The sequence below is a fragment of the Streptomyces sp. Q6 genome (genome assembly GCF_036967205.1).
Lineage (GTDB): Bacteria > Actinomycetota > Actinomycetes > Streptomycetales > Streptomycetaceae > Streptomyces > Streptomyces citrinus.
This window is the reverse complement of the sequence record NZ_CP146022.1, coordinates 6,763,935-6,783,558: the sequence shown is the minus strand read 5'-3', so window position 1 is coordinate 6,783,558 and position 19,624 is coordinate 6,763,935. Positions and strand designations below refer to the sequence as shown.

Sequence of the window (19,624 nt, the reverse complement as noted above, 5' to 3'; positions counted from 1 at the left end):
TCCGTAGATTCGTGGTTCGTGGTTCGTTCGAAGCGATCGAGCCACGCAATGTGCGGATCACGGGGGCTCGTTCATGTGGTGTTCACGTGGAGTGGGGCCAGTACACCGCTCTGTGCTCCACCTGTGTCAGTCACGGAAACCATGAAGGAGTTGGCTGGCCCAGGGGGGTGTCTTGTAGATTCGTATGAACGGAAGGCATCAGAAACCTCACCGTTTTCCCCTGGAAACCGGAGCCACAGGTCTCTGGCCACGTACGACGCACACTTTCGAGACAGATCGGCGGCGACCACGACATGCGGCTGCGCGCATTGCTGGACACGGACGCGCTGGGCCTCAGGCTCCTCGGCGGCGAGGACGAGCTGGACCGCACGGTCCGTGGCGTGATGACGACGGACCTGCGCGATCCGAGCCGCTACATGTCGGGCGGCGAGCTCGTGCTCACCGGTCTGGCCTGGCGGCGGGACGCCTCCGACTCCGAGCCGTTCGTACGGATCCTCTCGACGGCCGGGGCCACCGCGCTCGCGGCCGGTGAGGCGGAGCTGGGCGCCATCCCCGAGGACCTGGTGCAGGCCTGCGCACGGCACCGCCTGCCGCTGTTCGCGGTGAGCGAGTCGGTCGCGTTCGCGACGATCACCGAGCACGTCGTACGCCAGGTCTCGGGCGAGCGGGCCGGTGACCTGGCGGCCGTCGTGGACCGGCACCGGCGCCTGATGACGTCGGGTCCGGCGGGGGGCGGCCCCGAGGTCGTCCTCGATCTGCTCGGCAGCGACCTGGACCTGCGGGCCTGGGTGCTGTCCCCGGCGGGGCGCGCCATCGCGGGTTCGCGCTCGACGGCCGCGGCGCTGCCCGCCGAGGTGTGCGCCCGGCTGGCGGCGGAGCATCTGTCCGCGACCCGTTCGGGCCGCCGCGCGCCGCACCGCGTGACGGTCGAGGGCATCACGTACTCGCTGTTCCCGATCCGCTCCGGCGGCCGGGGCGCGGCCCCCGCGGCCCGTGACGTGCGCGAGACGGTCCTCGCCGACTGGCTGCTCGCGGTCGAGGCGGACGCGGGCGACTGGCCCGAGGAGCGGCTCGACCTGCTCCAGGGCGTGACCCAGCTGATCTCGGTCGAGCGTGACCGGCGCGACGCGGCCCGCACGGTACGGCGCAGGCTCGCCCAGGAGGTCCTGGAGCTGGTCCAGACGGGCGCGGCCCCCGCGGAGATCGCCGCGCGCCTGCGGGTGGCGGCCCCGGTGCTGCTCCCGGGCCTCGGCGCGGCCCCGCACTGGCAGGTCGTCGTGGCCCGCGTCGAGTGGGAGGGCGGGCAGATCGAGGGCGGCCCGGTGGCCCAGTCGCTCCTGGAGGAGATCCTGGTCGACCCCCTCTCGTCGGGGCCCGAGCCGTCCGACCGCATCGCGGTGGCGCACACCGGCGACGAGGCGATCGCCCTCGTCCCGCTCCCGGCGGTCTCGTCCGAGCACGACGGTTCGGAGCAGGGCCTGATCGCGGACACGCTCCTCGGGACCGTGCGGGACCCGCTGTCGGCGGGGCTCGCGGACGACGGGCGGCTGACCATCGGCGTGAGCGCGGCCGTGCACTCGGCGGAGGGCTGCGCGGCGCGCTGGAGGAGGCCCGGCACGCCCGTCGCGTCGCGGCCGCCCGCACCGGTCTGGTCTGCGCGGCCGGCCACCAGGAGCTGGCGTCCCACGTCCTGCTGCTGCCGTTCGTGCCGGACGACGTGCGCCGCGCGTTCACGGCCCGTCTGCTCGACCCGCTGCGCGACTACGACCGCAAGCACCGCGCGGAGCTGATCCCGACCCTGGAGGCGTTCCTCGACTGCGACGGCTCGTGGACCCGCTGCGCCTCCCGTCTCCACCTGCACGTCAACACGCTGCGCTATCGCGTGGGCCGGATCGAACAGCTGACGAACCGTGATCTCTCGCGGCTGGAGGACAAGTTGGACTTCTTCCTGGCCCTGCGCATGAGCTGACCCGTTACCCGCTCCGGGCGCCGCCCGGAACCCCCTCCCTTTGTGAAATCTTTCACCCACCCCCTTGGCCGGGCCCGGTGATCCGTGCTGAGATGCCCCACGGAAACTCGGCTCGATGGCGTGCTCGGGGAGGGCAACGTGGCGCATACCGCCATGTCTGGTACCGGAACGAACGCAGGGGACGATCCACTCCAGACCGCGGTATGGCGGCTGCGCTCACGCGGCTGCTGGGTCGACGCGGCAGCGCTCCTCGACCACCACGCGGCGACGGATCCGCACGCCGCGCTCCAGCGGGCGGCGCTGCTCGTCGAGCGGTGCCTCTACACGGAGCAGGGCTGGCCCGAGGCGGAGGACGCGCTGCGCGCCGCCGAGGCGCTCGCGCACACCGACGACGAACGCGGCGCCGCGGCCTGCGAGCGGGGTCAACTCGCCTACGCCGCCACGCTGTTGAAGGTGCGGGACCGGGTCGACGAGGCCCGCTCGGCGTTCGGCAGGGCGGCGGCCCTGATCGCGCCGGGCGCCGCGGGCCGGGCGATCCTGGACTTCCGGCGGGGTCTGATGGCGGAGAACCTCGCGGACTCGCCCCAGGCGGCCCGCGCCGCGTACCGCAGGGCCCACGCGGGCGCCACGGCCCACGGCGACATCCTGCTGCTCTCCTTCACCTGGCGACACCTGGCCGGACTGGCCCTGCGCGAGGGCGAGTTGGTGGAGGCGCGGCACGGTTTCGCGGAGTCGCTGCGGCTGCGGGAGGAGCTGGGCTACCTGGTGGGCACGGCCCCGGCCCTCGTCTCCCTGGCGGAGGCGGAACCCGAACCGGAGACGAAGGCCCGGCTGCGGGCGGAGGCGGGCCGCCTGTTCCGCCTCCTGGGCGGCGTCCCGACCTGGCTGGCAGGAGCGCTCCCCGCGGCAGCCTGAGGGGCCTGGGCCGGGTCCGTGCGCGGCACGGCCGCACGCGGCCCCCGGCCCGGACAGACCGGCTTACGGCGGACGCCACACCGGGACCGGCGCACGCTCAGCCGCCGAAGTGCTCCCGCACCAGCACGCCGACCGCGGCCGTGTCCTCCCGCTCCAACGCGTCGAGCAGGGCGACGTGCTGGGCGGCGTCCCGTGCCAGATCGCACGCCGCCCACACCACGCGCCGCCTCAAGTCGTCGGCCACCCGCACCAGTTGGTCGTTTCCGCCGAGCGACAGCACGGCCCGGTGGAAGGCCCGGTCCGCTTCGGCGTAGCGGGCGAGGTCGCCGGAGGACGCCGCCGCGACGGTCTCCAGGGCGGCGGGCCGCACCTCGTTCCAGCGCGCGGCCGCGACCGTACGGGCGAGTCGCAGCACGACCGGCACCTCGATGAGCGCCCGGACCTCCGCCAGCTCCGCGCGCTCGCGGGCCGTACGCTCGGTGACGCGGAAGCCGCGGTTCGGGACGACCTCGACGGCGCCCTCCCTGGCCAGCTCCTGCATCGCCTCGCGCACGGGCGTGGCCGAGACGCCGAGCCGCTCGCCGAGCGCGGGCGCCGAATAGACCTCGCCGGGCGCCAGATCGCCGGAGACGAGCGCGGCCCGCAGCGCGTCGAGCACCTGCCCGCGCACCGACGTCCGCTCGACCGTCCCGCGGACGGCGACGCCGGGCGCGGGGGCTCGCTGTGGGTGTGGTCGCCCCGGCTGCGCTCGACGGCCGGCGGCGCCGCGGCCCATGTCGTGGCGGACCGCTGCTCGGGCACCCCGAAAGCCGCCGTGCGCGGTCTGGCCTGCTCCACCCCGGTCATCCCCTTCGCCGCCGTTCCTAGCCGTTCCTCGCCGTTTGTCCGAAGCTCAACGAAGAACGATAGGCCGCTCGGGCCGCAGTTCAAACCCCGAATCCTTCGGGTAAGGTAAGGCTTACCTGCAAACGATCGTGATTCGGTGGTCCCTGCATGACCCTCGTCACCCCGGCGCCCGCCGCGACGCACAGCGCGGTCACGGCCGCGTACGCCCGCCTCACCGAGGTGTTCCCGAGTCTGCGCATCGGCGAGCTCGCGCCCGGCGAGCGGCTGCCGGAGGGGGCGGGCTGGGTCGGCACCCGGCAGCTCGCCGAGGGCGGCGCCGCACTCGACGCGTTCCTGGCGTGGGACGACGCACAGGTCCTCAAGGACTACGGGCAGCAGGCCCGCCCCGACGTGGTCGCCAGCTTCGGTCTGCACCGCTACGCCTGGCCCGCCTGCCTCCTCATCACGGTCCCCTGGTTCCTGCACCGCCGCGTGCCCCGCTTCCCCGCGGCACACGTCTCCTTCCAGCGCGCGCTCGGCCGGATGGCCGTACGCGTCACGGATTTCGCCTGCCTGCCCGACGACCCGGCGGCGGCCCTGCCCGGCGCGCACGTCGTCCCGGACGAGGAGGCGCTGCGCGCCGAGGTCAGGGCGGCCGTGGCCGAGCACCTCCAGCCCGTCCTCAGCGGCTTCGGACCGCGGATGCGGCGCGGGCCGCGCGCCCTGTGGGGCATGGCGACGGACGAGATCGTCGAGGGCCTCTGGTACGTCGGCCATCTGCTCGGCGAGGAGCGGCGCGCGATGACCGAGCTGGAGGAGCTGCTGCCGGGCACGACGAAGCCGTACGTCGGCAAGGCGGCCTTCCGTGAACTCACGGGCCCGAACGGGGAGTCGCTGCCGACCCGTGACCGCGCGAGCTGCTGCCTCTTCTACACGCTGCGCCCCGAGGACACCTGCGTGACCTGCCCGCGGACCTGCGACGCGGACCGCGTCACGAAGCTCACCGCGACCGCCGCAGCCTGAACCACCCTTACGGGTGACGCAATTCGAACTCAACTTCCCTTTGTCCGGCGGGAGTTCGAGCGTACGACCGCTTTGCACGCCCCCTCGCACTCCAATGGCGTTCTCTTGTCCCGAAACGCCCTGCGGGCTCGGACGGCTGCGCCAATATGGCGCCCGTTCCACCCACCCGTCACCCACCACCACCCTTCCGACGAAGCGCTTCGCGCTGTACCAACTTTTTCGCGATGCAAGGGACCCCAGATGAGACTGACCGACATATCGCTGGACTGGCTGCTTCCGGGCGCCGTGCTGCTCCTGGGCGGCCTTGCGGCGGTTGCGGTGCTCGCGCGCGGCAAGCGTGCCGGGGAGAAGACCGCGGCATCGTCGTCCGACGACTCGTGGGAGCGCACCGAGGAGCGCCGCAGGCGCAAGGAGGCCGTCTACGGCACCGCTTCTTATGTCCTGCTGTTCTGCTGCGCGGCCGTCGCGGCCGCCCTCTCCTTCCACGGCCTGGTCGGCTTCGGCCGGCAGAACCTGAGCCTGTCCGGGGGCTGGGAGTACCTCGTCCCGTTCGGGCTCGACGGCGCGGCGATGTTCTGCTCCGTGCTCGCCGTGCGCGAGGCCAGCCACGGTGACGCCGCCCTCGGCTCCCGGATACTCGTGTGGACGTTCGCCGGGGCCGCCGCCTGGTTCAACTGGGTGCACGCGCCACGGGGGTTGGACCACGCGGGCGCCCCGCACTTCTTCGCGGGGATGTCGCTGTCGGCGGCGGTGCTCTTCGACCGCGCCCTGAAGCAGACGCGCCGCGCGGCGCTGCGCGAACAGGGCCTGGTGCCGCGGCCGTTGCCGCAGATCCGCATCGTGCGGTGGCTGCGCGCCCCCCGGGAGACGTACAGCGCCTGGTCGCTGATGCTCCTGGAAGGCGTACGCACGCTGGACGAGGCGGTGGACGAGGTGCGCGAGGACAAGCGGCAGAAGGTGCAGAACCGGATGCGGCAGCGCGAGCACCAGAAGCTGGAGCGCGCGCAGCTGCGGGCGCTCAGCCGGGGGCACCGCTCGTTCACGGGACGCGGCGGACGCCAGGTGGAGGTGCCGGCCGTGGCCCCGGCAGCGGGGTCCGCGCAGGTCGCGGACCCCGCCATATCGCCGGGAACCCAGCCCTCACAGGACGAGCTACCGCTGCGCGCGCGGCCCTCTCTCCAGGCCGTGAGGAGCGGCGCTGAGCAGCCGTCCTCCGTCACCGTCGATCTGACGGCGGAGGACGACACGCAGGCGCTGCCGCGTCTGGACACGCTGGAGCGGAAGCTCAAGGACCTTGAGCAGCAGTTCGGCTGACGCCCCGTCAGGGCGTCAGGGCCACCGGACACGGCGGCGTCGTGGACTCACACGGCGTCGCCGTTCAGCTCGAACCACACCACCTTCCCCGCGCTCGCCCCGCCGGGCGCCAGGACGCCCCAGGCGTCGGCCAGGGACTGCACCAGGATCAGACCGCGCCCGCTCGTGCCGTGCGTACCGTCGTCGGCGTTCGGTACCCGCAGCTCGGGGCGGTGTCCCGCGTAGTCCCTCACCTCCACCCGTAGCCCGCGCGGACCCACGGTCGCCGTGAGCTCCGCCTCGCGGTCGGTGTGCACCAGCGCGTTGGTGACGAGCTCGCTCGTGAGCAGCTCGGCTATCTCCGATCTTCCCGGCCTGCCCCAGTGGTGGAGCAGTTCGCGCAGCGCGCACCGGGTCTCGGGCACGGCCCTCAGGTCCGCCCTGCCCAGCTTGCGCGTGAGATGTCGCGGCGCCCCGTCCCCCGGTTCCGCGCCGTCGGCCGTCGCTTCCTGCGTACTCGTAGTCGGAGGGCCCCCGATACTGATCGGGCCGCCCCCTCGTGCCTGCCGTTTCATGACCCCCGCCCACACAGCGATCCCGATGCCCTTCTCACTACCGATGTGTGCTGCTCGGACTGCTCTCTCGAACGCGTACACGGGGATGCATGCCCCGTGCGCATGTCGGCACTCTTGTTGATTCGTCCACCACCCGGGGAAGGAGGGGTGGGGACACGCATCGGAAGGAGCCGCCGTGCACGACGACCGACACCTCGTGGAGGGACGACTGGAGCGCGCGATGCGCCAGTTCGTGCGGCCCGCGCAATACGCGGCGCGGGTACCGCTGACCCTGAGCGCCTGGCACGCGCCCGACCGCTCCGGCGAGGAAGCCGCCCCCGCCGGAGCGGAGGCGACGGCGTGGCCGACCGTGCCCGTCGCGCAGGCGCTCGCCGCCGAGTACGCGCCCTTCGAACCGGGCACCGCCTGGGGAAAGCCCTGGTCGACCACCTGGTTCCGGATCGAGGGGCGGGTGCCCGAGGAGTGGGCGGGGCGGCACGTGGAGGCGGTCCTCGACCCCGGGTTCAGCGGACAGGGCCCCGGGTTCCAGGCGGAGGGGCTGCTGTACGACGCGTCCGGCGTCCCGCTGAAGGGCATCCATCCGCGCAACCGGCATCTGACGATCGCCGCCCCGGCGGTCGGGGGCGAACCGGTGCGTCTGCTGCTGGAGGCGGCCGCCAATCCGACGGTCCTGCGGGACTTCGAACCCACCTATGTGGGTGACGTCCTGACGGCCGGGGATCGGCCCATCTACCGATTCCGCGCTGCCGACTTGGCCGTACTCGACGAGGCCGTCTGGCATCTTGCGCTCGACGTCGAGGTGCTGTCCGAGCTGATGCACGAGCTGGACGCGGACCGCGGCCGCCGCCACGACATCCTGCGGGCCCTGGAGCGGATGCTGGACGCGCTCGATCTGCACGACGTGTCGGGCACGGCTGAGGCGGCGCGCGCGGAGCTGGCCGAGGTCCTCGCCCGGCCCGCGCACGCGAGCGCGCACCGCGTCTCGGCGGCCGGGCACGCGCACATCGACTCGGCGTGGCTGTGGCCGCTGCGCGAGACGGTCCGCAAGGCGTCCCGCACCTTCGCGAACGTCACGGCGCTGGCCCAGGACTACCCGGAGCTGGTCTTCGCGTGCTCGCAGGCGCAGCAGTACGCATGGGTGAAGGAGCACCAGCCGCACATCTGGGAGCGCATCAAGAAGGCGGTCGCGGACGGCAACTGGGCGCCGGTCGGCTCGATGTGGGTGGAGTCGGACGCGAACATGCCGGGCGGTGAGGCGCTGGCCCGGCAGATCGTGCACGGCAAGCGGTTCTTCCTCGACGAGCTGGGGGTCGAGACGGAGGAGATCTGGCTGCCGGACTCCTTCGGGTACACCGCCGCCTTCCCGCAGCTGGCGAAGCTGGCGGGCGCGAAGTGGTTCCTGACGCAGAAGCTGAGCTGGAACCAGACGAACAAGATGCCGCACCACACGTTCTGGTGGGAGGGCATCGACGGGACCCGCGTCTTCACGCACTTCCCGCCCGTGGACACGTACAACTCGCAGTTCCACGGCCATGAACTCGCCCACGCGGAGCGGAACTTCGCGGAGAAGGGCGGCGCGTCCCGCTCCCTGGTGCCGTTCGGCTGGGGGGACGGGGGCGGCGGCCCGACCCGCGAGATGATGGAGAAGGCGCGCCGCCTGAAGTCCCTGGAGGGGTCGCCGCGCGTCGAGATCGAGAAGCCGTCGGCGTTCTTCGAGGCGGCGCACGAGGAGTACGCGGCGAAGGCGCCGGTCTGGTCCGGCGAGCTCTACCTGGAGATGCACCGGGCCACGTACACGACACAGGCGAAGACGAAGCAGGGCAACCGCCGCTCCGAACACGCCCTGCGCGAAGCCGAGTTGTGGTGCACGGCGGCCGCGCTGCGCGACCCGTCGTACGCATACCCGTACGACGACCTGGACCGGATCTGGAAGACGGTGCTGCTGCACCAGTTCCACGACATCCTGCCGGGTTCGTCGATCGCGTGGGTGCACCGGGAGGCCCGCGACACGTACGCCCGCGTCCTCGCCGAGCTGGACGAGATCACGGCCGAGGCCGTGCGGCGGCTGGGGCCCGGCGTTCCCGCGGCGCTGAACTCCTCCCCGTACCGGCGCAGCGAAGTCGTCGCGCACGACGGCCGGTTGGTGCAGGTGGATGTCGCCGGGCTCGGTGCCCGTGACCTCACCGAGGCCGCCGCGCACCCCCACGGGCCGGGAGCGCACGCCGCGGCGACCGTCGACGCCGACGCGATCGTGCTGGCGAACGAGCATCTGAGCGTGACCGTCGACAGCGACGGACTCCTCACCTCCGTACGGGACGTGCGGGGTGGCGGCCGTGAGGTGATCGCCCCGGGGGCGCGCGGGAACCTCCTCCAGCTGCACCCCGACCACCCCACCCAGTACGACGCCTGGGACCTGGACCCGCACTACCGGCACACCGGCACGGACCTCACCCGGGCGGAGTCGGTGCAGTTGGTGGAGGACGGGCCGCTGCGGGTCACGGTGCGTGTCATCCGCTCGTTCGGGAAGTCCCGGATCACCCAGGAGTACCGGCTCGCGGCCGGCAGCCGCCGCCTGGACATCGTCACGGACATCGACTGGCAGGAGTCGGAGAAGGTCCTCAAGGCGGCGTTCCCCCTGGACGTGCACGCGCAGCACTCGGCGGCCGAGATCCAGTTCGGGCACGTGCGGCGCCCCACGCACGCCAACACCGGCTGGGACGCGGCGCGTTACGAGATCTGCGCGCACCGCTGGCTGCGGGTGGCGGAGGACGCGTACGGGGTCGCGCTCGTCAACGACTCGACGTACGGCCACGACGTGACCCGCACCCGGCACGAGGGTGACGTCCTCGGCACGACGGTCCGGCTGACGCTGCTGCGGGCGCCGCACTCCCCCGACCCGGAGACCGACCTCGGCACGCACCGGTTCACGTACGCGCTGGCGCCGGGGGCGACGACCGGTGACGCGGTGGCCGAGGGGCTCGCGCTCAATCTGCCGCTGCGGATCGCGTCGGCGCCCGAGATCGCGCCGCTCGTCTCGGTCGACCATCCTGCGGTGACGGTCGAGTCGGTGAAGCTCGCCGAGGACCGCAGCGGCGATGTGGTGGTGCGGCTGTACGAGTCGCGGGGCGGGCGCGCGGCGGCGACGCTGACGGCGGGGTTCCCGGTCGCGGGTGCCGACGAGACGGACCTCCTGGAGCGTCCGCTGCGGGCCGCGGCCACGTCGGCCGCGGGGCTCACCCTCGCCCTGCGCCCGTTCCAGATCCTGACCCTGCGACTGCGCCCGGCGTGAGGGCGTGCCGCGCCCTCGCGTCAGGGGCGCGGCACGTTGCGCAGATTCGAGCGGGCCATCTGCACCATGCGGCCCACGCCGCCGTCGAGCACGATCTTCGACGCGGACAGGGCGAAGCCGGTGACCATCTCGGCGCTGATCTTCGGCGGGATGGACAGGGCGTTCGGGTCGGTGACGATGTCCACGAGCGCCGGGCCCTTGTGCCGGAAGGCGTCCTTCAGCGCGCCCGCGAGCTGCTTCGGCTTCTCCACGCGGACGCCGTACGCGCCCGCGGCCCGCGCGACGGCGGCGAAGTCGGGGTTCTTGTTGGTGGTCCCGTACGAGGGGAGCCCGGCGACGAGCATCTCCAACTCCACCATGCCCAGGGAGGAGTTGTTGAACAGGACGACCTTCACGGGCAGGTCGTACTGGACCAGCGTCAGGAAGTCGCCCATCAGCATCGAGAAGCCGCCGTCGCCCGACATGGAGATGACCTGCCGCTCCCGGTCGGTGAACTGGGCGCCGATCGCCATCGGCAGCGCGTTCGCCATCGAGCCGTGCGAGAACGAACCGATGACGCGGCGCCGCCCGTTGGGCGAGATGTAGCGCGCCGCCCAGACGTTGCACATTCCGGTGTCGACCGTGAACACGGCGTCCTCGGAGGCGAGTTCGTCGAGGACGGAGGCGACGTACTCGGGGTGGATCGGGGTGTGCTTCTCGACCTTGCGCGTGTACGCCTTCACGACCCCTTCGAGCTGGTCGGCGTGCTTCTTCAGCATCTTGTCGAGGAAGCGGCGGTTGGACTTCGGCCGGACGCGCGGAGTGAGGCAGCGCAGCGTCTCGCGGACGTCGCCCCACACGGCGAGGTCCAGCTTGGAGCGCCGCCCCAGGTTCTCGGGCCGGACGTCGACCTGGACGATCTTGACGTCCTTCTGCGGCAGGAACGCGTTGTACGGGAAGTCGGTGCCGAGCAGGATCAGCAGGTCGCACTCGTGGGTGGCCTCGTAGGCGGCGCCGTAGCCGAGCAGCCCGCTCATGCCGACGTCGTACGGGTTGTCGTACTGGATCCACTCCTTGCCGCGCAGGGCGTGGCCGACCGGGGACTTGACCTTCTCGGCGAACTCCATGACCTCGGCGTGCGCGCCCGCGGTGCCGCTGCCGCAGAACAGCGTGACCTTGTCGGCCGCGTCGATCATCTCGACGAGCTTGTCGATCTCGGCGTCGCCGGGGCGGATGGTCGGCCGTGACGTGACGATGGCGGTCTCGACGGACTTCTCCGGAGCCGCCTGGTCGGCGACGTCACCGGGCAGCGTCACGACGCTCACACCACTGCGGCCGACGGCGTGCTGGATGGCGGTCTGGAGCACCCGGGGCATCTGCTGCGGGCTGGAGATCATCTCGCTGTAGTGCGAGCACTCGGCGAACAGCCGGTCGGGGTGGGTCTCCTGGAAGTAGCCGAGGCCGATCTCGCTGGACGGGATGTGGGAGGCGAGCGCGAGCACCGGGGCCATGGAGCGGTGGGCGTCGTAGAGGCCGTTGATGAGGTGCAGGTTGCCGGGTCCGCAGGAGCCCGCGCAGGCGGTCATCCTGCCGGTGATCTGGGCTTCCGCGCCCGCGGCGAACGCGGCGGTCTCCTCGTGGCGTACGTGGATCCAGTCGATGGCGCTGTCGCGGCGGATGGCGTCGACGACGGGGTTCAGGCTGTCTCCGACGACGCCGTACATGCGCTTGACGCCCGCGCGGACCAGGATGTCCACGAACTGCTCGGCGACGTTCTGCTTGGCCATGACTTCACTCGCCCCTTCGGCGTCCCGCGCGTAGGTGTCGTTCCCTCCATGTAGTCACACGCGGGGCGGTCCCGCCTCTGGGGTGGCGCTGTCGGGGCGTCGGGATCGTCGACGGCCGCGCGGTTCCCCGCGCCCGTCATGTCTCCCAGACGGCGGCCGCCGTGCGGTCGTCCGCGTACCCCTTGACCCGCACCTGGGTGTCGGCGAGGAACGCGGCGAGTCCCGGCGGGTCCGCGGGCGCCCACCGCGCGGCGAGGTGGGACGACAGCTCCGGCTCGCCGCGGAGCGGTTCCGCGAGGCCTGCCGTGCACAGCAGCAGCGTGTCCCCCGGACGGGCGACGGACGCCCGGAAGCGGAACGGGTCCCGGGGCGGCCGCGGAGCGGGCTCGTACGGGCTGGGCGGCGTCGTGATCCCGAGGTCCATCGTGAGCCGGTCGCCCTCGGGGGTCTCCGCCGCGGGCAGCGAGCCGTACCCCATGACCGGGGCGCCGCTCTGCTCGGCGGTGCTGGGCTCGATGTCCTGCCACTCGCCGTCCCTGAGCCGGAACAGACCCCCTCCGCCGACCCCAAAGAACACGCGGGTGCGGCATTTCGGGTCGGCCGGCACCAGAAGGCAGCGCAGCGTGGCGGCGTACTCCTCCGGGTCGAGGCCCTGCTCGGTGGCGCCCGCCCGCAGTTTGCCCAGGCTGCGGTCGGTGAGCCGGTGCAGCCCCGACTTGAGGTCGCCGCGCCGCCCGGCCCTGATGTCCTCGGCGAGCCGCGCGTGGCTGAGTCCCACGGCGCGGCCGATCCAGGCGCACGCCTCGGCGGCGGCCCGGTGGGCGCCCGGCGTCGCGCGGGCGCCGGTGGCCATGGCGACGAGCACGAGCGCGTCGGAGCCGCTGCCGAACCGCGCGGTCAGCAGGCTGTCGCGCCGGGGCTCCCCGCGGTAGCGCGCGGAGTCCCCGCGGACGGAGACGGCGCGCAGGACGGAGCTGCCGTACCGCGCGCCGTCGAGGACGGTGTCGGCGACCAGGTCGTCCAGGTCCTCCGGGTCGGCGGGGGCAGCGCGGTGGGCTCGGCGTCGTAGGTGGGCGGGCCGTCACCGACGTAGGGGACGGTGACCGGGGGGACGGCGACGGCGGTGTCCGTGGCGGAGGGCTCCGGAGGCACCGGCTCGGCGGCGGGGGCCTCGTCGGTGCGCACCTCCGGCGGGGCGGGGGCTGGGCCCACAGCCAGTCCCCGTGGTCGGGCTCGGCGCGCGGTGCCGGGACGCCCGGCGGGCCCGGTGGAGCGGCCACCGCGCCGGCCGAGGCGAAGCGGTCGTCCAAGGTGTCCGGCGCCCTGGCGGGTCCGGTGTCGGCCGCGGCCGCTTCGTCCTCGTACAACTGCCCCCACCAGTCGTCCTCTTGGGCACGGCGACCGGCGGGCCTCTCCCCCTGATGACTCATGTCCTTATTGTCCACCGATGAGGGCGTTCGGAAACGGCGCTTGCACGAAAAGGTCCGCCGGGCGGTCCCACCCCCGAGGGGGACCGCCCGGCGGACCGGTCTCACCGCGCGCCGCTCAGTGCGCCTCGCTCAGCGCACGTCGTAGGCGCGAGTCACCGTCTGCGTGACGGAGGCGCCCTTGGCGTCGGTGAGCGTGGTGCGCAGGGTGACCTGCTTGCCGGAGGCTGCCGCGTGGTTCACGGTCGCCGTCCAACGCCCGTCGGCGCGGCGCGTCTTCGCCTCGGTCCAGGTGGTTCCGCCGTCGTAGGAGTACGCCACCTCGGCCGCGGTGAGGTCGGCGGGCGTGTAGCCCTGGTGACCGGTCGCGGAGAGCGAGATCGTCTGGCCGTCCCTGGCCGCGAGGGTCTTCATGCCGTCCTCGGGGATCCCGTACTTGGGGAAGAGCAGCGGCAGGCCCTGGGAGTAGACGTCCGGCTTCTCCTGCGAGGTGAACGTGAAGACCGTCCGCACCGGCGACGAGCGCTGGAAGAAGCGGGCGGGCGAGCCGCCCTTCTGCGTGGTCAGCGTCAGCTCGTACGTGCTCTTCCCGGCCGGGATCTCGAAGACGCCGGCGGTCCAGGGCGACGAGCCGACGAGTTCGCCGTCGCGGGAGAGGCTGACGCCGCCGAAGTCGCCGAACGAGCCGGGGGCTCCGTAGTGGCTGCCGTCGCGCCAGTACGCGCCGTTGAAGTTGACGCCGATCAGGTTGCCCTGGCGTTCGCCGACGAGGATCTCGTCACCGGCGGCGTCCTGCGCGGCCGTCGGCACCAGGACGCCGTCGTACCAACGCTCCTTCAGGCGGGCGCCCTTGGCGTAGCTCTTGGCGCCGCCGATCATCGTCTCGCCGAACGGGAAGGACGAGCCGAGGATCCGCTCGAAGGTGACGTCGTCGCCGGCCGTGTAGTACTCGGCCCGGCCGCCGGGCGCGCGCACCGTGGCGAAGCTGTCGGGGACGGCGCTCACGCCGCCGGCCGTGGTGACCACCGTCGTGTCGGAGAAGTCGGCGGCGACACCGGCCGCCGTGTACGTCGAGTCGACGCGGGCCAGGGCGCGGTCGTGCGCGGCGTAGGTGCGCGGCGCGGTGAGTTCGCCGTCCTCGGTGTGCACGAGGTTGTACATGTACGGGCTGGACGCCGTGGCCTTCCACGTGACCTTCGTCGGGGCGGCGGCCAGGGCCTTCGCCTCGTCGGCGGGCAGCGACAGGATCGGCACGTCCGGGGCGACGAAGCCGGACGCGGGCGTCCAGCGGGTGGCGCTGTCGTGGTAGCCGATGACGGCGACGGCGCCCGCCGTCTTCGCGGCGGCGGCGATGGAGAACAGGCTCGTCGCGTCGTCCGCGAGCTTCACCAGTGCGATCTTGCCCTTGACGCCGGCGGCGGCCAGGTCGGCCGCGGTGCCCGCGCCGGCGGCGACGACCTCGGCGGAGCCGGTGCCGTCGAGGTTGACGGCGGTCGTCGTGGCGGCCCAGGGGTGCAGGCGTGTGCCGTCGGCGGTCCTGAACTCGCTGATCAGCGGGGCCGCGTTGCGCCACATGCTGGTGAACGCGTAGTCGCCGTCGGTGGCTTCGCCGCGGACGTCCGCGTAGTAGCCGCGGATCGAGCGCCCGCCGCTGATGGTGTCGGTGAAGAGCCAGACGTCGTCCCAGGTGCGCGACGAGCCGAGGACGGCGCCGCGAGTCTCGGACGTGCGGTCCTTCGTGACGGCCTTGAGGCGGCTCGCCTCACGGGCGTCGAGGACGAGCGTGGTGTCCTTGGTGAGGTTCAGCTGCGGGCGGCCCATGTAGGTGAGCGAGTCGTACAGCTTGGGGCTGTCGCCCGCGTCCGGGGTGCCGATGAAGGCCTGCACCTCGTAGGCGCCCGCCCGCAGTTCGAGGGTCTGCTGCTCGGCGCCGTCGTTGGAGAGCATGCTGCCCGTGGCGTCGTCGGTGCCGATCACGTCGAGGGAGGAGACCCCGGCCGCCGGGTCGCCGTTGCGGTCGACGACCTTGACGGTGAGCCGGACCGTCTTCGGCTGCACGTAGAGCGAGAACGGTGTGGAGACGTGCACGCCGCCGGGGCCGGTGGCCAGGACGCGGCCGGTGATGTCGCCGTACTGCGCCGCCTTGAGGCCGGCCGCCGGGTCGAGGGCGAGGGGCACCTCGACGGTCGCGCCCGCCGGGACGGTGACGGTCCTGCGGCCGAGGGAGGCGATCCGGGAGCGCACGGTGGTGCCGTCGTTGCCGGTGACGTGCGAGACGGCCAGGTCGAGCGTGACCGGCTTGTCGCCGGTGTTGGTGTACGGGACGTCGACGGAGGTCCGGTCGCCCGCGGACTGCGGCCAGTCGAACGTGCCGCCCTGCACGGAGCCCGCGCCGAGCACGGTCTGCTTCAGCGCCTGGTCGACGCGGAGCGAACCGCCGCCGGTCTCGCGCACGTCACCGGAGAGGTCGCTCTTGGCGGAGGAGACGAGGGCCTGCTTGACGCGCTGTCCGCTCCAGTCGGGGTGCTTCTGCTTGAGCAGCGCGGCGGAACCGGCGACGTGCGGCGTCGCCATCGACGTGCCCGACATGGAGGTGTACGCGTACACGCCCCGGCCGTTCGCCGCCGCGGCCTTGATGGCGACACCGGGCGCGGCGATCTCCGGCTTGAGGGTGTGGGTGCCCGCGACGGGGCCGCGGCTGGAGAAGTACGCGGTGTCGTCGGCGCTGTCGACGGCGCCGACGGTCAGCACGTCGGGGGCGCAACCGGGCGAGGAGACCGTGTTGTTGTTCCGGCCCAGGTTGCCCGCGGCGATCACGAACAGCGCGTCGCTCTTGCTCGCGAGGGCCTGCGCGGCCGTGCTCATCGGGTCGTCGCACGTCGGCATCGGCGCGGACGAGCCGAGGCTCATGGAGACGACGTCGGCGCCGGAGTCCACGGCCCACTGCATGCCGGCGATGATGCCGGAGGCGGAGCCGGAGCCGTCGTTGCCGAGGACCTTGCCGACGAGCAGGTCGGTGCCCGGGGCGACGCCCTGTTCCTTGCCGTCGCTCGCGGCGCCGGTGCCGGCGACGGTGGACGCGACGTGCGAGCCGTGGCCCACGACGTCGGCGGTGCCGTTGTCGGAGCCGGTGAAGTCCTTCGACTGCGTCACCTGCCCCTTGAGGTCGGGGTGTTCGGCGTCGACGCCGGTGTCGAGGACGGCGACCTTGGTGCCCTTGCCGGTGTAGCCGGCGGCCCAGGCCGTGTCGGCGCCGATCTGCCGCGTCGAATCGGCCATCGTGGACCGCGCCTTGGCGTCCAGCCACACCTTCTCGACGGGCTTGCCGGAGCGGGTGCGCGGGCTGGTGACGTCGGCCCAGAAGTCGGCCGTCTTCTTCTTGTCGGTCCGGTACGACACCGCGTCGATGACGTCGAGGCGGTGGGTGCGCTCGGCGGCGCGCGGCTCGGCCGGCAGCGAGCGGGCGATGTCGGCGGACTCGTCGTAGCCGACGATGACGGGGAGTGTCTTGGTGTGGGCGTCGTCGTAGCCCTGGGCGACGAGCCCCGTGACGTTGAACAGCTGGGCGTCGACGAGACCTTGGTCGATCTTCTGCTGCACACCGTCCGGGTAGACGTAGAGGTCGTCGCCGACCCGGTGGGTCCGGTAGACGGGTTCGGAGCCGTCCTCGCCGGGCAGCAGCGCCGCGGTCGGGGTGCCCTTCGCGTCCCGGGTGACGCGGACCCGGTCGCCGGTGACCAGGGTGACGACGGCGTTGCCGCTCGCGTCGGTCTTCGTCTTCGCCTGGGCCGTCTCGCTGCCGACCAGGGGTCTGTCGCCGGAGGAACCGGAGGCGCCCGGGGTGGCGTCGGCCACCGTAGGTCCTCCGGCGGTGACGGCGAGGACGGCGGCCATCGCCGCGCCCAGGCCGGTCCGCGATATCGCGCGCATCGGTGCTCCCCATCCCAAAGATCCGGAAACGTTCAGGTTCCGGTGGCGTTCACGTGGTGCTGCGGTGGCCTCACATTGGCAGAGGGGCAGGTGTTGCAGGGATGATGAGCGCGGCGGGTATATGCCATGGCCGGATACCGCCACGAGGGATGGAACGAGAGGTTCCGTCGGGGCGTCCGGCCGGTCGCAGGGGAGGGCGGCGATTCATGCTGGGTGCGATAGGTCTGGACGGCACGGACGAGGCGGCTTACCGGATGCTGGTGTCCGCGGGCGCGGCGGACGTGCCGGATCTCGCCCGCGCCCTCGCCGTCCCCGATCACGAGACCGAGCGCGCGCTGCGTGTCCTCGAACGGCAGGGGCTCGCCGCCCGGTCGCCGGGCCGGCCCGAGCGCTGGGTGGCCGCGCCGCCCGGCATCGCGCTCGGCGCGCTCCTCATCCAGCGGCGGCACGAGCTGGAGAAGGCGGAGCTTGCGGCGGCCCGGCTCGCCGAGGAGTTCCGGGCCCGCGCCGTCGAACCGGCCGCGCACGACCTGGTCGAGGTGGTGACCGGGGCGGACGCCGTGGCCCGGCGTTTCCTCCAGATCCAGCTCGGCGCGGCGACGGAGGTGTGCGCGCTGGTGACGGGCGCCCCGGCCGTCGTGCCCGCGGGCGACAACGACGCCGAGCTGAACGCGGTGGGCCGGGGCGTCTCCTACCGGGTGGTGATCGAGCGCGAGGTGCTCTCGCTGCCCGAGGGGCTGACCGATCTGTCGGCGGCGATCGGGCGGGACGAGCAGGTCAGGGTCGTGGACCGGGTGCCGACGAAGCTGGTCATCGCCGACGGCGCGCTCGCGCTGGTGCCGCTCACCTCCCGCGCCGCCGAGCCCGCGGCGCTCGTGGTGCACGCGAGCGGCCTGCTGGAGTCGCTCTCCGGGCTCTTCGCGGCGGTGTGGCGACAAGCGCTCCCGCTGCGGCTCGGCGAGAGCGGGCGGGTGGACGCGGTCGGCCCCGACGGACCGGACGCCACGGACCTGGAGATCCTCTCCCTGCTGCTCGCCGGGCTGACCGACGCGAGCGTGGCCAAGCAGCTGGACCTCGGGATGCGCACGGTGCAGCGGCGGGTGAAGCGGCTGATGGAACTGGCGGGCGTGGCCACGCGGCTCCAGCTCGGATGGCACGCGTACGAGCGGGGCTGGGTGGCTCGCTGAGCCCGCGCCCGCCTCCCGCTGGCCGCGCCGCCGGGCCCTGACCGTGGCACGCTTCCTTCATGGGAGCGTGGGAACTCCTGCTGGTCGGAGCCGTGATGGCGCTCGGCGTGTGCGGAGTCTTGGTGCCGGGAGTGCCCGGCTCGTGGCTGGTCTGGGCCGCGGTCGCCGTGTGGGCGCTGCGGAACCCCAACGGCCTGGCGTGGGGTGTCCTCGTCGGCGCCACCGCCGTCCTGCTCGCCTCCCAGGTCCTGCGCTGGCAGCTCCCCCCGCGCCGGCTGCGGCAGGCGGGAGCGACCCGCAAGCTCGGCCTGTGGATGGGCCTCGGCGCGCTCGTCGGGTTCTGCGTGATCCCGGTGATCGGTGCGATCCCCGGCTTCATCGGCGGTATCTACGTGTCGGAGCGGCTGCGCCTCGGCGGGCACGGGGACGCGGTGGCGTCGACGCGGACGGCGATGCGGGCGGGCGGCTCCAGCGTCCTCGCCGAGCTGTTCGCGTGCCTGCTCATCGTGGGGGCGTGGCTCGGGGCCGTGATCTGGGGCTGAGCCCTCGTGCGGCGCCGGGGACCCTGCGGAAAACCGCGGGGCGGGCGGCGCGGATCACCGCACTTTGCCGAACGGTTACCCTCGTAACGGTGCTGAGCTGCGGTTTCTAGCCTGGGTGGAGTCCGGGGCGCCGCCTCGGACGGACCGGATCGCCCACGCCTGGAGACCTCGTGACGCACCTTGTGACACCGGCCGCGGCCGCCGCGGAACCCACCGGCGGCATCGCGGGCTGGGCCGCCCGCCTGGTCGACGTGCTCGGCGGTCCGGGCGCCGGACTGGCGATCGCCCTGGAGAACCTGTTCCCGCCGCTGCCCAGCGAGGTCATCCTGCCGCTGACCGGCTTCGCGGCCGGGCAGGGCGTGATCTCGCTCGCCTCGGCCCTGTTCTGGACGACGCTCGGCTCCGTCGTCGGCGCGGCCGCGCTGTACGGGATCGGCCGGCTCATCGGCCGTGAGCGCATGTACGCGGTGTGGGCGCGGATCCCGCTGGTGAAGATCTCCGATCTGGAGCGCACGGAGGCCTGGTTCCAGCGGCACGGCACCAAGGCGGTGCTGCTCGGCCGGATGGTCCCGGTCTTCCGCAGCCTGATCTCGGTCCCGGCGGGCGTGGAGCGGATGCGGCTGCCGGTCTTCCTCGCCCTGACAGCGGTCGGCTCGCTCCTCTGGAACTCCGTCCTGGTGCTCGCCGGCTACTGGCTGGGCGACCGGTGGGACCTGGTCGAGACCTACGTCGGCGTCGTCTCGAAGGTGGTGCTCGGGGCGGCGGTCGTCGCCGTCACCGCGTACCTCGTCGTCCGGCTGCGGGGGCGCGGGAAGCACCGGGAGGCACGGCCGCGCGCACGGCAGGACCGCTAGGCTCGACGTCCGTGCGGGTGACGAGGGTG

At 73.0% G+C, this 19,624-nt stretch carries 13 protein-coding genes and 1 pseudogene; 8 read left to right on the top strand and 6 right to left on the bottom strand.

Annotated features, from left to right (window positions below; translation table 11 throughout):
* The first annotated feature begins 293 nt into the window (after positions 1-293).
* Positions 294-1,969 (top strand): annotated as a pseudogene (locus V2W30_RS31420) (PucR family transcriptional regulator).
* Between the two features lie 153 nt (positions 1,970-2,122).
* Positions 2,123-2,884 carry a hypothetical protein gene (locus V2W30_RS31415; RefSeq protein WP_338701837.1) on the top strand — a complete coding sequence of 254 codons (762 nt, stop codon included), beginning with the start codon at positions 2,123-2,125 and terminating at the stop codon, positions 2,882-2,884.
* 97 nt (positions 2,885-2,981) lie between these two features.
* Here the strand turns inward: V2W30_RS31415 and V2W30_RS31410 are convergent, their stop codons facing one another.
* The gene (locus V2W30_RS31410) at positions 2,982-3,554 is read right to left on the bottom strand and encodes a GntR family transcriptional regulator (RefSeq protein ID WP_425244618.1); all 573 of its coding nucleotides are present in this window, start codon (positions 3,552-3,554) and stop codon (positions 2,982-2,984) included.
* A gap of 323 nt (positions 3,555-3,877) precedes the next feature.
* Between V2W30_RS31410 and V2W30_RS31405 the strand changes: the two genes are divergently transcribed.
* Together V2W30_RS31405 and V2W30_RS31400 are read left to right on the top strand one after the other, a co-directional pair.
* On the top strand, positions 3,878-4,732 hold the full coding sequence (locus V2W30_RS31405) for a (2Fe-2S)-binding protein (protein ID WP_338701835.1): 855 nt from the start codon (positions 3,878-3,880) through the stop codon (positions 4,730-4,732).
* Between the two features lie 240 nt (positions 4,733-4,972).
* Positions 4,973-6,046, top strand: coding sequence for a DUF2637 domain-containing protein (locus tag V2W30_RS31400; RefSeq protein ID WP_338701833.1), 1,074 nt, complete (start codon positions 4,973-4,975; stop codon positions 6,044-6,046).
* Positions 6,047-6,093: 47 nt separating this feature from the next.
* Here V2W30_RS31400 and V2W30_RS31395 read toward each other — a convergent pair whose 3' ends face one another.
* The gene (locus V2W30_RS31395; RefSeq protein WP_338701831.1) at positions 6,094-6,600 is read right to left on the bottom strand and encodes an ATP-binding protein; all 507 of its coding nucleotides are present in this window, start codon (positions 6,598-6,600) and stop codon (positions 6,094-6,096) included.
* A gap of 175 nt (positions 6,601-6,775) precedes the next feature.
* On the opposite strand from V2W30_RS31395, the gene V2W30_RS31390 reads away from it, so the two are divergent.
* Positions 6,776-9,889 carry an alpha-mannosidase gene (locus tag V2W30_RS31390; protein ID WP_338701829.1) on the top strand — a complete coding sequence of 1,038 codons (3,114 nt, stop codon included), beginning with the start codon at positions 6,776-6,778 and terminating at the stop codon, positions 9,887-9,889.
* A gap of 20 nt (positions 9,890-9,909) precedes the next feature.
* Here the strand turns inward: V2W30_RS31390 and V2W30_RS31385 are convergent, their stop codons facing one another.
* The 4 genes from V2W30_RS31385 to V2W30_RS31375 all read right to left on the bottom strand — a co-directional run bounded on the left by V2W30_RS31385 (position 9,910) and on the right by V2W30_RS31375 (position 17,012).
* Positions 9,910-11,655, bottom strand: coding sequence for a pyruvate dehydrogenase (locus V2W30_RS31385; protein WP_338701827.1), 1,746 nt, complete (start codon positions 11,653-11,655; stop codon positions 9,910-9,912).
* Between the two features lie 136 nt (positions 11,656-11,791).
* Positions 11,792-12,556 (bottom strand): protein phosphatase 2C domain-containing protein, encoded by a 765-nt coding sequence (locus V2W30_RS41700; protein ID WP_425244711.1) that lies wholly within the window; start codon positions 12,554-12,556, stop codon positions 11,792-11,794.
* The gene (locus V2W30_RS41695) at positions 12,553-12,867 is read right to left on the bottom strand and encodes a hypothetical protein (RefSeq protein ID WP_425244617.1); all 315 of its coding nucleotides are present in this window, start codon (positions 12,865-12,867) and stop codon (positions 12,553-12,555) included. The genes V2W30_RS41700 and V2W30_RS41695 overlap by 4 nt, the downstream gene beginning before the upstream one ends.
* A 347-nt stretch (positions 12,868-13,214) precedes the next feature.
* Positions 13,215-17,012 carry a S8 family peptidase gene (locus V2W30_RS31375; RefSeq protein ID WP_338701826.1) on the bottom strand — a complete coding sequence of 1,266 codons (3,798 nt, stop codon included), beginning with the start codon at positions 17,010-17,012 and terminating at the stop codon, positions 13,215-13,217.
* A 206-nt stretch (positions 17,013-17,218) separates the two neighbouring features.
* On the opposite strand from V2W30_RS31375, the gene V2W30_RS31370 reads away from it, so the two are divergent.
* From V2W30_RS31370 to V2W30_RS31360, 3 genes are all read left to right on the top strand, one after another.
* On the top strand, positions 17,219-18,199 hold the full coding sequence (locus tag V2W30_RS31370; RefSeq protein ID WP_338701825.1) for a helix-turn-helix domain-containing protein: 981 nt from the start codon (positions 17,219-17,221) through the stop codon (positions 18,197-18,199).
* 59 nt (positions 18,200-18,258) lie between these two features.
* On the top strand, positions 18,259-18,741 hold the full coding sequence (locus V2W30_RS31365) for a DUF456 domain-containing protein (RefSeq protein ID WP_338701823.1): 483 nt from the start codon (positions 18,259-18,261) through the stop codon (positions 18,739-18,741).
* Positions 18,742-18,911: 170 nt separating this feature from the next.
* A complete protein-coding gene (locus tag V2W30_RS31360) occupies positions 18,912-19,595 on the top strand; it encodes a DedA family protein (protein WP_338701821.1) in 684 nt (227 codons plus the stop codon).
* Positions 19,596-19,624 lie beyond the last annotated feature (29 nt).